9 protein-coding genes are annotated in these 14,220 nt (G+C 71.2%); 2 read left to right on the forward strand and 7 right to left on the reverse strand.

All coding sequences use genetic code 11. From position 1 onward, the window contains the following. Window positions 1–45 precede the first annotated feature (45 nt). The 5 genes from ilvC to P8T65_RS13310 all read right to left on the reverse strand — a co-directional run bounded on the left by ilvC (window position 46) and on the right by P8T65_RS13310 (window position 8,347). A complete protein-coding gene (gene ilvC / locus P8T65_RS13290; protein ID WP_316725632.1) occupies window positions 46–1,047 on the reverse strand; it encodes a ketol-acid reductoisomerase in 1,002 nt (333 codons plus the stop codon). A gap of 118 nt (window positions 1,048–1,165) precedes the next feature. After that, window positions 1,166–1,693: an acetolactate synthase small subunit gene (gene ilvN / locus P8T65_RS13295; protein WP_184899728.1), complete on the reverse strand. Its 528-nt coding sequence runs from the start codon at window positions 1,691–1,693 to the stop codon at window positions 1,166–1,168. 25 nt (window positions 1,694–1,718) lie between these two features. Continuing rightward, window positions 1,719–3,566, reverse strand: a complete 1,848-nt coding sequence (locus P8T65_RS13300) for an acetolactate synthase large subunit (RefSeq protein ID WP_316725633.1) — start codon at window positions 3,564–3,566, stop codon at window positions 1,719–1,721. A 246-nt stretch (window positions 3,567–3,812) separates the two neighbouring features. Continuing rightward, on the reverse strand, window positions 3,813–6,953 hold the full coding sequence (locus P8T65_RS13305; protein ID WP_316725634.1) for an EAL domain-containing protein: 3,141 nt from the start codon (window positions 6,951–6,953) through the stop codon (window positions 3,813–3,815). 392 nt (window positions 6,954–7,345) lie between these two features. Beyond that, the gene (locus tag P8T65_RS13310; protein ID WP_316725635.1) at window positions 7,346–8,347 is read right to left on the reverse strand and encodes a 2-hydroxyacid dehydrogenase; all 1,002 of its coding nucleotides are present in this window, start codon (window positions 8,345–8,347) and stop codon (window positions 7,346–7,348) included. A 76-nt stretch (window positions 8,348–8,423) separates the two neighbouring features. Here P8T65_RS13310 and P8T65_RS13315 point away from each other — a divergent pair, with 76 nt between their 5' ends. Together P8T65_RS13315 and P8T65_RS13320 are read left to right on the forward strand one after the other, a co-directional pair. Then, on the forward strand, window positions 8,424–9,422 hold the full coding sequence (locus P8T65_RS13315; protein WP_215449143.1) for an aldo/keto reductase: 999 nt from the start codon (window positions 8,424–8,426) through the stop codon (window positions 9,420–9,422). A 184-nt stretch (window positions 9,423–9,606) separates the two neighbouring features. After that, window positions 9,607–10,773, forward strand: a complete 1,167-nt coding sequence (locus tag P8T65_RS13320) for a PQQ-dependent sugar dehydrogenase (RefSeq protein ID WP_316725636.1) — start codon at window positions 9,607–9,609, stop codon at window positions 10,771–10,773. A gap of 8 nt (window positions 10,774–10,781) precedes the next feature. Here the strand turns inward: P8T65_RS13320 and P8T65_RS13325 are convergent, their stop codons facing one another. Further along, window positions 10,782–10,985, reverse strand: a complete 204-nt coding sequence (locus P8T65_RS13325; protein ID WP_184899716.1) for a DUF6191 domain-containing protein — start codon at window positions 10,983–10,985, stop codon at window positions 10,782–10,784. 81 nt (window positions 10,986–11,066) lie between these two features. Continuing rightward, complete coding sequence (locus P8T65_RS13330; protein WP_316731573.1) at window positions 11,067–14,171, reverse strand: AAA family ATPase; 3,105 nt, start codon at window positions 14,169–14,171, stop codon at window positions 11,067–11,069. Between the last annotated feature and the right edge of the window lie 49 nt (window positions 14,172–14,220).

The raw sequence follows: 14,220 nt of genomic DNA on the forward strand, positions 1-14,220 counted from the left end.
CGGCCGTGGCACCGGGTGAACCCCGCCACGGCCGGCCTCACAGGATCAGGCCTCTTCGTCGTTGACCCACGACATGAGCTTGCGCAGCTCCTTGCCGGTGGTCTCCAGCAGGTGCTCGGAGTCCTGGGTCTTGTACTCGTTGTACTTCTTCAGACCGCCGTGGTACTCGTCCATCCACTGCCTCGCGAAGGTGCCGTCCTGGATCTCGGCGAGGACCTTCTTCATCTCGGCCTTGGTGGCGTCCGTGATGATCCGCGGGCCGGTGACGTAGTCGCCCCACTCGGCGGTCTCGGAGATCGACCAGCGCATCTTCTCCAGGCCGCCCTCGTACATGAGGTCGACGATCAGCTTCAGCTCGTGCAGGCACTCGAAGTACGCGATCTCCGGCTGGTAACCGGCCTCGGTCAGCGTCTCGAAGCCCGCCTTCACCAGCGCGGCCGTACCACCGCAGAGAACCGCCTGCTCACCGAAGAGGTCGGTCTCGGTCTCCTCGGTGAAGGTGGTCTTGATGACGCCGGCGCGGGTGCCGCCGATGCCCTTGGCGTACGAGAGCGCCAGCGCGAACGCGTTGCCCGTGGCGTCCTGCTCGACGGCGGCGATACACGGAACGCCGCGGCCCTCCTCGTACTGGCGGCGGACCAGGTGGCCCGGGCCCTTGGGGGCGACCATGCAGACGTCGACGCCGGCCGGAGGCTTGATGAAGCCGAAGCGGATGTTCAGGCCGTGGCCGAAGAACAGCGCGTCGCCGTCCTTGAGGTTGTCCTTGATGTGGTCCTCGTAGACCTGGGCCTGGATCGGGTCCGGGACGAGGATCATGATGACGTCGGCCTCGGCGGCGGCCTCCGACGGGGTCACCACGCGCAGGCCCTGCTCCTCGGCCTTCGCCTTGGACTTGGAGCCCTCGTGCAGACCGACGCGGATGTCCGCGCCCGAGTCGCGCAGGGACAGCGCGTGGGCGTGGCCCTGGCTGCCGTAGCCGATGACCGCGACCTTGCGGCCCTGGATGATGGACAGGTCGGCGTCAGCGTCGTAGAACAGCTCGGCCACTTTGGGTTCTCTCCTTGAGTGCAGGTGTTGCGTCCCACCGTATGACGGCGGGCGGAATGAAGGTCTGCGGGTCTCGGCATACGGGCGGCCGCGCGTCGTCGGCCGCCCGTCTCGTGCGTCAGGCCGATCGGTCCAGGGCGCGCAGCGAGCGGTCCGTGATCGAACGGGCACCGCGGCCGATGGCGATCGTGCCGGACTGGACCAGCTCCTTGATGCCGAACGGCTCCAGCATCTTGAGCATGGCGGTCAGCTTGTCGCTGGATCCGGTGGCCTCGATGGTGACGGCCTCCGGGGAGACGTCGACGGTCTTGGCGCGGAACAGCTGGACGATCTCGACGATCTGGGAGCGCGTCTCGTTGTCGGCGCGCACCTTCACCAGAACGAGTTCCCGCTGAACGGCGGAGCCCGGCTCCAGTTCGACGATCTTCAGGACGTTGACGAGCTTGTTGAGCTGCTTCGTCACCTGCTCCAGGGGCAGTTCCTCGACCACCGTCACCACGATGGTGATGCGGGAGATCTCGGGGTGTTCGGTGACACCGACCGCGAGCGAGTCGATGTTGAAGCCGCGGCGGGAGAACAGGGCGGCGATCCGGGCCAGGATGCCGGGGGTGTTCTCCACCAGGACGGAGAGCGTGTGCTTGGACATGGTCGGGTTCCTTTACCTACGGCTCTCAGTCGTCTTCGTTGTCGCCGAAGTCGGGGCGGACGTCCCGGGCGGCCATGATCGTGTCGTTGGAGGTGCCGGCGGCGACCATCGGCCACACCATCGCGTCCTCGTGCACGACGAAGTCGACGACGACCGGGCGGTCGTTGATCGAGTTCGCCTCCTCGATGACCTTGTCGAGGTCGTCCGGGGACTCGCAGCGGATGGCGTAGCAGCCCATGGCCTCCGACAGCTTGACGAAGTCGGGGACGCGGGTGCCGCGGGCGTTGGGGTTGACGTCGTCCGGCCCGCTGTGCAGCACGGTGTTGGAGTAGCGCTGGTTGTAGAACAGCGTCTGCCACTGGCGCACCATGCCGAGGGCGCCGTTGTTGATGATGGCGACCTTGATCGGGATGTTGTTCAGGGCGCAGGTGGTCAGTTCCTGGTTGGTCATCTGGAAGCAGCCGTCGCCGTCGACCGCCCAGACGGTCCGGTCCGGGGCGCCGGCCTTGGCACCCATGGCGGCCGGGACCGCGTACCCCATCGTTCCGGCGCCGCCGGAGTTCAGCCAGGTGGCGGGCTTCTCGTACTGGATGAAGTGGGCGGCCCACATCTGGTGCTGGCCGACGCCCGCCGTGAAGATCGTGCCCTCGGGCGCGAGCTGACCGATGCGCTCGATGACCGCCTGCGGGGAGAGCGAGCCGTCGGCGGGCTGGTCGTAGCCGAGCGGGTAGGTCTCGCGCCAGCGGTTGAGGTCCTTCCACCAAGCGCTGTAGTCGCCCTGTCCGCCCTCGCTGTGCTCCTTCTGCACCGCCTGGATGAGGTCGGCGATGACCTCGCGGGCGTCACCCACGATCGGCACGTCGGCCGCGCGGTTCTTGCCGATCTCCGCCGGGTCGATGTCCGCGTGGACGATCTTGGCGAACGGCGCGAAGCTGTCCAGCTTGCCGGTGACCCGGTCGTCGAAGCGGGCGCCGAGCGCGACGATCAGGTCGGCTTTCTGCAGGCCGGTGACGGCGGCCACCGAGCCGTGCATACCGGGCATGCCCAGGTGCTGCGGGTGGCTGTCGGGGAACGCGCCGAGCGCCATCAGGGTGGTGGTGACGGGGGCGCCGGTCAGCTCGGCCAGCACCTTCAACTCGGCCGTGGCCCGCGCCTTGATGACACCGCCGCCGACGTACAGCACGGGCCGCTTGGCGGCGGTGATCAGCTTGGCGGCCTCGCGGATCTGCTTGGCGTGCGGCTTGGTGACGGGCCGGTAGCCGGGCAGGTCCATGGCGGGCGGCCAGCTGAAGGTGGTCTTCGCCTGGAGGATGTCCTTGGGGATGTCGACCAGGACCGGACCGGGGCGGCCGGTGGAGGCGATGTGGAACGCCTGCGCGATGGCCTTGGGGATGTCCTCCGCCTTGGTGACAAGGAAGCTGTGCTTGGTGATCGGCATGGTGATGCCGACGATGTCCGCCTCCTGGAAGGCGTCCGTACCGATCGCCTTCGACACGACCTGTCCGGTGATCGCGACCAGCGGGACGGAGTCCATGTGCGCGTCCGCGATCGGGGTGACCAGGTTGGTGGCGCCCGGCCCGGACGTCGCCATGCACACCCCGACCTTGCCGGTGGCCTGCGCGTAACCGGTGGCCGCGTGGCCGGCGCCCTGCTCGTGGCGGACCAGCACGTGCCGCACCCGCTTGGAGTCCATCATCGGGTCGTACGCCGGCAGGATGGTGCCCCCGGGGATGCCGAATACGGTGTCGGCCCCGACCTCCTCAAGCGAGCGGATGAGGGACTGCGCACCCGTGACGTGCTCGACGGGGGTGGTCGGTCCTCCGGATCGGGGCCGCGGCTGCGGATGGTGGGCCCCGGTGGCCTGCTCGGTCATCGGCATTCTCTTCTCGATGCTGAGGGTGTTTTGCGAGGTTCGTGCGGTGTGCGGCTCGCGCCGACTGGTGCCCGTGCAACAAAAAACCCCTCCTTGCCACGAGGCAAGCGAGGGGAGCGCGTCGGGTACGGTCGCTGGGGATTCCGGATCGCCGTCCGGTGGGTCCCAGCTTCAGCCGACGCGCTTTCCAAGTACGAGGATTCGGGTGCGCATGGCACTGACCCTCTCCCTCGCGCGCACCACGTGTCAAGCGGGTGGGACGGGAGTCTCATTATGTGAGCGAAGGGCACTTCCGCCTCCGTAGACAGCGGGTACACCACTTGTGTACACCCCCGCGCCCCGCCATGCCCGCTCACCCCCGACACGTCCCTCGGACTCTCTCGCACCCCCCGCGAACGCCGGTTCGGCGGGTCCTCCGGGCACCGGGTAGTGCCCGAGGGAGAGGGCCCGGCGGAGCCGGTACTCGTCCAGCGGTCCGGAGAAGGCCGCGCCCTGGCCGTGGGTGCAGCCCATGGCACGCAGGACGACCACCTGCTCGGGCAGGTCCACGCCGTCGGCGACGGACTGGAGCCCCAGGTCGTCGGCGATGCGCAGCAGCCCCCGGGTGATCTTGTGCAGTCGGGTGGACTCCACGATGCCCTCGACGAGGCTCCGGTCCAGCTTCAGCACGTCGACCGGGAGCCGGCGCAGTGCCGTGATGGGCGCGTGGCCGCTGCCGAGGCCGTCCAGGGCGATCCGGACGCCGAGCCGCCGCAGATGGTGCAGGCGGCGCTCCAGCTCGTCGAGCGGGCCCTTGAGCTCGGTGTCGGAGAGCTCGACCACCAGGGAGCCGGAGGGCAGCCCGTGGCGGGTCAGGAGCGCCTCCACCGAGCCCGGGGGCAGCGAACGGTCCAGCAGGCGCCGGGCGCTCATCCGGACGGACACCGGGACGTTGAGGCCGTTGGTGAGGCGGTCGGCGGCCTGCTCGACGGCCTGCTCCAGCATCCAGCGGCCCAGTTCGGCGGTCTTGTCGCTGTCCTCGGAGACCCGCAGGAACTCGGCGGGCGTGAACAGCACCCCCTGGGACGAGCGCCAGCGGGCCGCCGTGGCGACCGACGAGATCCGGCCGGTCTCCAGCTCCACGACGGGCTGGTTCAGCAGCATGAACTCGCCGTCGTGCAGCGCGGCCCGCAGCCGGGTGGCCAGCTCGGCCTTGCGTACGACGTCCTGCTGCATCTGTGGCTTGTACAGCTCGACGCGGCCCTTGCCGGACGCCTTGGCCCGGTACATGGCGAGGTCGGCGTTGCGCAGCAGCTCGCCCGCGCCGAGGCCGGGCTCGGCGAAGGAGACCCCGATGGAGGCGGCCACCCGGACGTTGTTGCCGTCGATGGTGTACGGCTGCGAGAGGGCGACCCTGAGCCGGTCGGCGAGCTCCAGGATGTGCTGTTCCCGGGCGGCGCGGTCGCGGGACCCGTCACCGACGATCAGGGCCGCGAACTCGTCCCCGCCGAGGCGGGAGGCGGTGTCCCCCTGCCGGACGGCGTCCTGGAGTCTGCGGGCGGCCTGGACGAGCAGTTCGTCCCCGGCCTGGTGCCCGATGGTGTCGTTGACGGCCTTGAACCCGTCGAGGTCGATGAAGAGGACCGCGGTGTTGCGCAGGGCTACGCCCCGGTCGGAGGAGCGGCGGCCGGAGAGGGCCTGCTGGACACGCTTGGTGAACAGGGCGCGGTTGGGCAGGTCGGTGAGCGGGTCGTGCTCGGCGTTGTGCTGCAACTGGGCCTGCAGGCGCACTCTTTCGGTCACATCCCGGCTGTTGAAGATGAGGCCGCCGTGGTGGCGGTTGATCGTGGACTCCACGTTCAGCCAGCCTCCCCCGCTCACGGCCTCGCTCGACCGGGAGGTGCCCCCGCCGCCGGACTTGAACCGGCACTCGATACGGGTGGTGGGCTCCTCTGCGGGGTCCGCGGCGAGGAAGCGGCGCACCTCGTGGACGACGCAGCCGAGGTCCTCGGGGTGGATGATCGAGGCCAGCTCCTTGCCGACGAGATCCTCCGCGGGGCGTCCGTAGACCCCGGCGGCGGCCGGGCTGACGTAGCGCAGGATGCCGTTCGGCGCGGCGATCATGATGACGTCGCTGGAGCCCTGGACCAGGGAGCGGAAGTGGTTCTCCTTCTGGGCCAGTTCCTGGGTGAGCGTGATGTTGTCCAGAAGCATGATGCCCTGGCGGACGACGAGGGCGAGCACGACGGTGCAGGCGGTGATGAGCACCACGCGGTCGACGCTGCGGCCGTTGAGGACGTTGTAGAGGATGCCCAGGGTGCAGACGGCGGCGGCCAGGTAAGGAGTGAGCGCGGCCAGGGATCCGGCGATGGGGCGGTTGGCCGGATAGCGACTGTGACCTCCTCCCTGGAGGAGCACGTGGACGTGCCCTCCCTGAGCGCCGTCGTGCCGGTGGCCCGGCTGCGCCTCGTGCCGGTGTGCCGCGCGCACGTCGGGCCGCTGGCCGGGGATGTGCTCGTGCACCACGCGCCCGTGCCCGCCCTCGTCCGTCTGTCCACCGCGCCGGCCGGCCCAGGGGGCGTAGGCGAGGAGCAGGGAACCCGCGAACCAGCCGGCGTCGAGGAGCTGGCCGGACTGGTAGCTGGTGTGCAACAGGGGCGAGGTGAACAGGGCGTCGCACATCACGGTGAGCGCGAGGGCGCCGATCGCCGTGTTGACCGCGGAGCGGTGCATCGAGGACCGGCGGAAGTGCAGGGCGAGCACCATGCTGACCAGGGCGATGTCGAGCAGCGGGTAGGCCAGCGAGAGCGCGGTGTGCGCGGTGTTGGAGTCCTCCAGCTGCGCGTTCTGGGCGAGCGCGAGGCTCCAGGAGAGGGTGACCAGGGAACCGCCGATGAGCCAGGAGTCCAGGGCGAGGCAGACCCAGCCGGCCTTGGTCACCGGCCTCTTGGCCAGCACCAGCAGGCCGACGATGGCGGGTGGCGCGAAGCAGAGGAAGAACAGGTCCGCGTAGCTCGGCTCGGGCACGGGCCGCTCCAGGACGACCTCGTACCAGCCCCAGACGCCGTTACCCAGGGCCGCCATGGCGGAGGAGAGGGCGAACAGCAGCCAGGCGGGTCGAAAGCTGCTGCGGCGGGTGCGCGCGTAGCGGAAGCAGGAGACGGCCGCGGCCGCCGCGGCGGCGCTGAGCCCGAAGTCGCCCATGAAGAAGGCGACTTGCTCATTGCCCCAGCCGAACGCGGCACCGACGGCGTAGGCCGCGCAGAGCAGGGCGAGGACGAGCTGGGCCCGCAGGCTCGCGCCGCCACGGCGGGGCGATCGCCCGCCGGTCGACTGCGACCCGGACAGCGGCCTGGCGGCCCGGAGCGTGCGGTCCAGCGTGGAGGCGGTGGTCGGGCGGGGGCTCACGGGGTCTCCCCGGTGAGCGCCGCTCCCGTGTCCCGCCGGTCGCGCTGCGTCGGGTGCGTGTGCTTTCTGCGGCTGCTGTGCCTGCGGTACTGACCGTGACCGCCGCGGCCGCCGTGGCTCCCGTGCGGGTGCCTCCGCGTCGCAGCTCGCCAGGGCCGCCGTCGGCGGCTCCGCCGCGTCGGATCGTTCGCCCATAGGCCGTGCATCGCCCGTCGCCCCCCTCGCTGTCTCAAGTCCGTCCCCGGCGCCGAACGGTGCGCGGCGCAGCCCCTGTCGGGGACGATACACCAGTCTCGTCACTCAGGGACATAGTTCCTCTACGCTCAGTGACCACCTTCGGCAACACGAGCACGTTCCGCTTCCGAAGGAATGCGGAGGGTGCTCGAAGTGGATTACACGTCGTCCGTCTCGCCTGTCGTAAGGACCACGTTGCGCAGTGGCTCCCGGTTCACGAAACGCCCCAACTGGTCCACCAACAGCCTTTTGGCACGCGGCAGGAAGGCCGACGTGGGGCCACCGACGTGCGGGCTGATGAGCACCCCGGGCGCGCGCCAGAGCGGGTGCCCGGGCGGCAGCGGCTCGGGGTCGGTGACGTCGAGCGCCGCGGTGATCCTGCCGTTGTCCAGTTCCGCCAGCAGTGCCTTGGTGTCGACGACGCCTCCGCGGGCAACATTCACCAAGAGGGCCCCGTTCTTCATATGGGCCAGGAAATCGGCGTTGACCAGGCCTTTCGTCTGTTCCGTGAGAGGCGTGGACAGGATCACGACATCCGCCTGCGGCAGCAGGGAGGGCAGTTCGGTGAACGAATGCACCGGTCCGCGCGCCGTGGTGCGCTCAGAGCGCGCGACGCGCGCCACCCGCGCAACCTCGAAGGGTACGAGCCGTTCCTCGATGGCGGCGCCGATCGCGCCGTAACCGACGATCAGCACGGTCCTGTCGGCGAGCGCGGGGCGGAAGTCGCCCGTCCAGCGCTCCTGTTGCTGGGCCCTGACGAAGTCGGGGACGCCGCGCAGCGAGGCGAGGGTCAGAGTGAGCGCGAGTTCGGCCGTGCTGGCCTCGTGCACTCCGCGGGCGTTGCACAGCTGGACACCGGGAGCGACCACCGACAGCCGGGCGGTGATGTCGTCGACCCCCGCGGTGAGCGTCTGGACGACCCGCAGGCTCCGCATGGACGCCAGCGGGTTGCCCGCCACTCCCCGGCGCTTCATGTAGGGGACCACGTACAGGACGCAGTCGGCGGGGTCGCCCGGGTAGGGCTGCGTGCCGTCCTCGCCCCCGTCCCAGAAGAGGTAGTTGGGGCCCTGCGGGAGCCCTTCGATCTCGTCCGGCGGGATGGAGAGCCACACGTCGGCGGTCACGTCCGGGACCGGGTGGGCAGTCGCGTCAGCAGTCATGCTCCGGAGGCTATGTCAGGTACCCGCTACGGCAGAGGTTAGGTTGGGGGTTCGGGAGAGGGAGGGTCACGACCAGGTGGAGCGCAGGACGATCGGCGCGGCAACGCTCGAGGTGGGGGCCGTAGGACTCGGGTGCATGCCGATGAGCTGGGCGTACACCGGGTCACGGCAACGGGGCGACGAGTCGATGCGGACAGTGCACCGGGCCCTCGACCTCGGCACCACACTGCTGGACACGGCCGACATGTACGGCCCCTTCACCAATGAGCTGCTGGTGGGCCGGGTACTGAAGGAGCGCCGCGCGGAGGCCTTCGTCTCCACCAAGGTGGGCCTGCTGGTGGGCGAGCAGCACATCGTGGCCAACGGCCGTCCCGGCTATGTGAAGCGTGCCTGTGACGCCTCCCTGCGCCGGCTCCAGACCGATGTCATCGACCTCTACCAGCTTCATCGGGCGGACCCCGAGGTGCCCGTGGAGGAGACATGGGGTGCGATGGCGGAACTCGTACAGGCCGGGAAGGTGCGGGCGTTGGGCCTCTGCGCGGTGGGCGCGCGGGCGGGCCGGCGGCCGGGGGCGGGCGTGCACGACACCACGCTGCGCCAGCTCCAGCGGGTCCAGCAGGTCTTCCCGGTGAGCGCGGTGCAGGCGGAGTTGTCGGTCTGGTCGCGCGAGGCCCTGGACGCCCTCCTCCCCTGGTGCGTGGCCCGCGGCATCGGTTTTCTCGCCGCCATGCCTCTGGGGAACGGTTTCCTCACCGGCACCCTGACACCGGGCGGGGGCTTCGAGCCGGACGACCTCCGTGCCCGTCACCCCCGCTTCACCGCGGAGATGATGGCGGCCAACCAGCCCCTCGTCGTCGGCCTGCGCCGGGTCGCGGCCCGGCACGGGGCGGAGGTGACCCCGGCCCAGGTCGCCCTGGCCTGGATCCTGTCCCTCGGGCCCCATGTGGTCCCGGTGCCGGGCACGAAGCAGGCGCGGTGGGTGACGGAGAACGCGGCGGCCCACGCACTGCGGCTGACCCCGGAGGACCTGGCCGAGGTGGCGGGTCTTCCGCCCGCGCGGGGATCCTGGGACTGAGGCCCACCCCGGGCCTGGCATCGGCATCGGCATCGGCATCGGCATCGGCATCGGCATCGGCATCGGCATCGGCATCGGCATCGGCATCGGCATCGGTGAAAGATCCGCTGGTTCGGGCGGAGGTGGAACTTGTGGGGCACTCGCGGTGTAAGACAAGTAGAAGTTCCACGCCGAAGGGATCGTGATGGTGCAACGTCGAGTGGTGACGGCCGCGTTGGCCGCAGCCGTGCTCCTGGTGACGACCGGCTGCTCCTCCGAGGACGGAGAGAAGCCGGACGCGGCAGGCAGCTCACCCCCGAGCAGCAGCAGTGCCGGTTCGTCCCCACCCGACCGGGCGGCGGACGAGGCGCCCCCGGCGAAGGGCTCGGTGAAGGTCGTCCGCACCGTCGCCGAGGATCTCGACACCCCCTGGGGCCTCGCGCCCCTCCCCGAGGGCGGCCTCCTCGTCTCCTCCCGTGACGAGGCCACGATCAGCAGAATCGACGAGAAGACCGGCAAGCGGACCGAGCTCGGCGAGGTGCCCGGCGTCGCCCCGGCGGGCGAGGGCGGCCTCATGGGCATCGCCGTCTCCCCGGAGTACGCCTCCGACCACATGATCTACGCGTACTTCACCTCGGAGTCCGACAACCGCATCGTGCGGATGCTGTACGACCCCGAGAAGCCGGCCGGCGAACAGCTCGGCGCCCCCGACACCATCCTCCGCGGCATCCCCAAGGGCACCAACCACAACGGCGGCCGCCTCGCCTTCGGCCCCGACCGGATGCTGTACGCGAGCACGGGCGAACGGTACGAGGGCCCCCTGGCCCAGGACAAGAAGTCCCTCGGCGGCAAGATCCTCCGTATGACCCCGGAGGGACAGCCCGCTCCGGGCAACCCCTTCGACGACTCCGTCGTCTACTCCTACGGCCACCGCAACGTCCAGGGCCTCGCATGGGACTCCGAACAGCGCCTGTTCGCCTCGGAGTTCGGCCAGAACACCTGGGACGAGCTGAACCACATCCGCCCCGGAGGGAACTACGGCTGGCCGGAGGTGGAGGGTGAGGGCGGCGAGTCCGGCTATGTCGATCCGGTGGCCGTGTGGAGCACGGAGGAGGCCTCCCCGAGCGGGATCGCCATAGCGGAGGGTTCGGTCTGGATGGCGGGCCTGCGCGGCCAGCGGCTGTGGCGCATCCCCCTCGACGGCACCGAGACCGCCGCCGAGCCGCAGGCCTTCCTGGAGGGCGACCACGGCCGACTCCGCACCGTGGTCTCCGCCGGCGGTGACAGGCTCTGGCTGGTGACCAGCGAGACGGACGGCCGTGGTTCCCCGGAGGAGGGCGACGACAAGATCCTGGAGCTGGAGGTGACGTAGGCCTCCCCCTACTCCTCGGCTGCCGTGCCGGACTCGGCCTCCTTTTCCACGGGCTCGGGCGGGCGTACGACGACCTTCCCGGACGCGAGGTCTATCGGTCCGCGTCCCGGATCGTTGTCCCCGACGTCCTCGCGGGTCAGTGCCAGCCGGTTCTCCTCGTCACGGGTGTGCTTGCGGCCAGGTGCGAACAGTTCCTCGAAAGCGTTGAACACCGTGTTCCCTTCCCCAGGGCCACGAGGCGGCGGGCGGTCGGTCCCAGTCGAACAGCGGAGCCTCGGCGGTCCTCCCCACCATCATCGCGCTGCCAGCCGTTCTCCGGCCCCCGCCGGAGCCAGTCCGACACGATGGGCCACCGCCGCCGCCTCGCCCCTGCTGGAGACGCCGAGCTTGGCGAGGATGTTGGAGACGTGGACGCTCGCCGTCTTCGGGGAGATGAAGAGTTCCTCGGCTATCTGGCGGTTGGTGCGGCCGGCGGCCACCAGGCGGAGGACGTCGTCCTCCCGGTCGGTGAGGCCGAGCGCGGCCACGGGGTCGGCGGGGGTGAGAGCCGGCTCGGGGGCGCGGCTCAGGGCGAGGCGGGCCCGGCGGGCGAGGAGGGCGACCTCGTCGGCGAGGGGGCGGGCGCCGAGATGGTCGGCGACGGCGGCGGCCAGCCGCAGGAGTTCCGTCGCGCGGTCCCGGGCCTCGTCGTCGGTGCCGTCGGCCAGCAGGGCCTCGGCGAGGCGGTGCCGGACGCGGGCGAGGTCGTAGGGCCGCTCCAGGGGCTCGAAGGCGGTGACGACGTCGGACCAGACGTCGGGGGCCGTCGTGCCCTCGGCGCGCTGGAGTTCGGCTCGCACCCAGCACTCGTGGGCGAGCCAGATCGGTGAGTCGGTGGTGAGCTTCCTGACCGCGGTGAAGATCCGGTCGAGGACCTCGGCGCGGCCGGGCCCGGTGGCCGCCAGGGCGCGGGTGTCGGCCTCGGCGGTGGCGGCGGTGAGCAGCAGGGGCCAGGCGTAGCGCTGGGTGCCGACGGCGAAGCCGGTGTCGAGGACGCGGGTCAGTTCCGTGCGGGCGTCCATGAGTCGGCCCTCGGCGGCGGCGATGCCGAGGGCGAGGAAGGAGAGCGGCAGGTCGTTCTGGGGCATGGGGTTGTGGTGACCGTAATGGCCGCGGGCGGCGGCCAGTTGGCCGCGGGCCGCGGCGACGTCGCCGCGGGCGAGGGCGACGGAGGCGTGGATGAGGGTGCTGAGGCCTCGGGGCTTGTGGCTGGAGACGACGTTCTGGGCCTTCCGCACCGCTTCCAGGGCCTCGTCCCAGCGGCCCAGGGAGAGCAGGGACTCGGCGAGGTTGCCCCAGACCCAGGCCTCGGACTCCAGCAGGCCGCGGCGTCGGGTGACGTCGATGCCTTCCTTCAGCAGGCGCACGGCTTCCTGAGAGCGTCCGATGCCCTCCAGGCAGGACGGAATGTTCACATAGGAGCGGCCGACGACGGCGGCGGGGCCGCGTTCGAGGGCCCGGCGGCGGACCTCCTCCATCACCTCGATGCCCGTCTCGACGTCACCGGCGTCGACCATCAGGCCGCCGAGGGTGAGGCGGGCGTTGAGCTCGATGTCCTCGGCGCCCACCATGCGGGCGTAGTCGACGGCGCGCTGGGCGTCGGAGAGGGCGTCGGGGCCGGGGGCGTGCAGCATGGACCAGCCGGCCACCCGGGAGAGCACCTCGGCGTGCACCTCGGAGGGCGGCAGTCCGCGGACGAGTTCCTGGGCGGTGGCGAGTTCCTTCCAGCCGTCGCCCCGGGCGAGACCCTCGGTCAGCATGGAGCGCTGGACCCAGAACCAGGCGGTGCGCAGCGGGTCGCCCCCGTCCGCGAGCAGGTCCAGTGCGCGCCGGGTGATCCGCATGGCCCGTTCCCGCTCTCCGCACAGCCGTCCGGCGACCGCGGCCTCGGCCATGAGGTCGAGGTAGTGCAGCGGGGTGGTGGCGGGGTCGCAGCCGCAGGGCGGGTAGACCTCGGTGTAGTCGACGGGGCGGAGGGAGGCTCGTACGGGTTCGGGGGCGGTGTCCCACAGCTCCATCGCCCGCTCCAGGAGGCGTAGTTGCTCGGCGTGGGCGTGCCGGGAGCGGGCCTCGGCGGAGGCGTCGAGGACGGCGGGCAGGGCCTTGGCGGCGTCGTGGGCGTGGTACCAGTAGCTGGCCAGGCGGGTGGCACGGCCGTCGGTGGGGACGAGGGCCGGGTCGGCCTCCAGGGCCTCGGCGTAGCGGCGGTTGAGGCGGGAGCGTTCGCCGGGCAGCAGGTCGTCGCTGACGGCCTCGCGGACCAGGGAGTGGCGGAAGCGGTAGCCGTCGCCGCCGGGGGCGGCGAGCAGGATGTTGGCGCCGACGGCAGCGCGCAGGGCCTCGATGAGGTCGTCCTCGGGGAGCCCGGCGACGGCGGCGAGCAGGGCGTACTCCACGGTGGAACCGCCCTCGGCGACGATGCGGGCGATCCGCTGGGCGTCCTCGGGGAGCCGTTCGACGCGGACGAGGAGCAGGTCGCGCAGGGAGTCGGTGAGGCCGGGGCAGCCGCCGTCGTGGACGGCGACGGCGAGTTCCTCGACGAAGAAGGCGTTGCCGTCGGAGCGGTCGAAGATCTCGTCCACGCGCTCCGGTTCGGGTTCGGTGGCGAGGATGCCGGCGAGTTGGTGGCCGACCTCGGCGCGGTTGAAGCGGCGCAGTTCGACGCGACGGACGGTGCGCAGGCGGTCGAGTTCGGCGAGGAGGGGGCGCAGCGGGTGGCGGCGGTGGATGTCGTCGGATCGGTAGGTGGCGAGGACGACGAGGCGGCCGGTGCGCAGCGTGCGCAGGAGGTAGGAGAGGAGGTGGCGGGTGGAGGCGTCGGCCCAGTGCAGGTCCTCCAGGACGAGGACGATCGTGCGGTCGGCGGCGAGGCGTTCCAGCAGGCGGGCGGTGAGTTCGAAGAGGCGCGCGGTGCCCTCCTCGTCGTGCCGTGCGCGCGGGGTCTCGCCCAACTCGGGCAGCAGCCGGGCCAGTTCCTGTTCCTGGCCGGCGGCCGCGGTGGCCAGTTCGTCGGGCAGGCTGCGGCGCAGGGCGCGCAGCGCGGTGGAGAAGGGTGCGTAGGGCAGGCCGTCGGCACCGATCTCCACGCAGCCGCCGAGGGCGACGACCGCGCCCCCGCGCGCGGCCTCCCCGGTGAACTCCTCGACCAGGCGGGTCTTGCCGACCCCGGCCTCCCCGCCGAGCAGCAGTGCCTGCGGGCCGCCGCCCCCGCCGCCCCCGATTTCCCCGTCTCCCCCGTTCCCCGCCGCGTTCGCGGCGCCTCCATCGGCGCGGGTCAATGCCTCGCGCAACACCTTCAGTTCGTCGGTACGCCCCACGAACACCGGACTGACGGACCTGGTCTCCACAGCGCCGAGCATCGCACGGCCCTCGGACACTCGGGCACCGAATATTCCCGCAGCAGAGCCC

Source organism: Streptomyces sp. 11x1 (assembly GCF_032598905.1).
Classification (GTDB): Bacteria; Actinomycetota; Actinomycetes; order Streptomycetales; family Streptomycetaceae; genus Streptomyces.

Excerpts from the sequence above, each read along its gene's own strand:
- P8T65_RS13330 (WP_316731573.1), bottom strand. The coding sequence starts at position 14,171 with ATGCTCGGCGCTGTGGAGACCAGGTCCGTCAGTCCGGTGTTCGTGGGG.
- P8T65_RS13300 (WP_316725633.1), bottom strand. The coding sequence starts at position 3,566 with ATGACCGAGCAGGCCACCGGGGCCCACCATCCGCAGCCGCGGCCCCGA.
- P8T65_RS13320 (WP_316725636.1), top strand. The coding sequence starts at position 9,607 with ATGGTGCAACGTCGAGTGGTGACGGCCGCGTTGGCCGCAGCCGTGCTC.
- ilvN (WP_184899728.1), bottom strand. The coding sequence starts at position 1,693 with ATGTCCAAGCACACGCTCTCCGTCCTGGTGGAGAACACCCCCGGCATC.
- P8T65_RS13310 (WP_316725635.1), bottom strand. The coding sequence starts at position 8,347 with ATGACTGCTGACGCGACTGCCCACCCGGTCCCGGACGTGACCGCCGAC.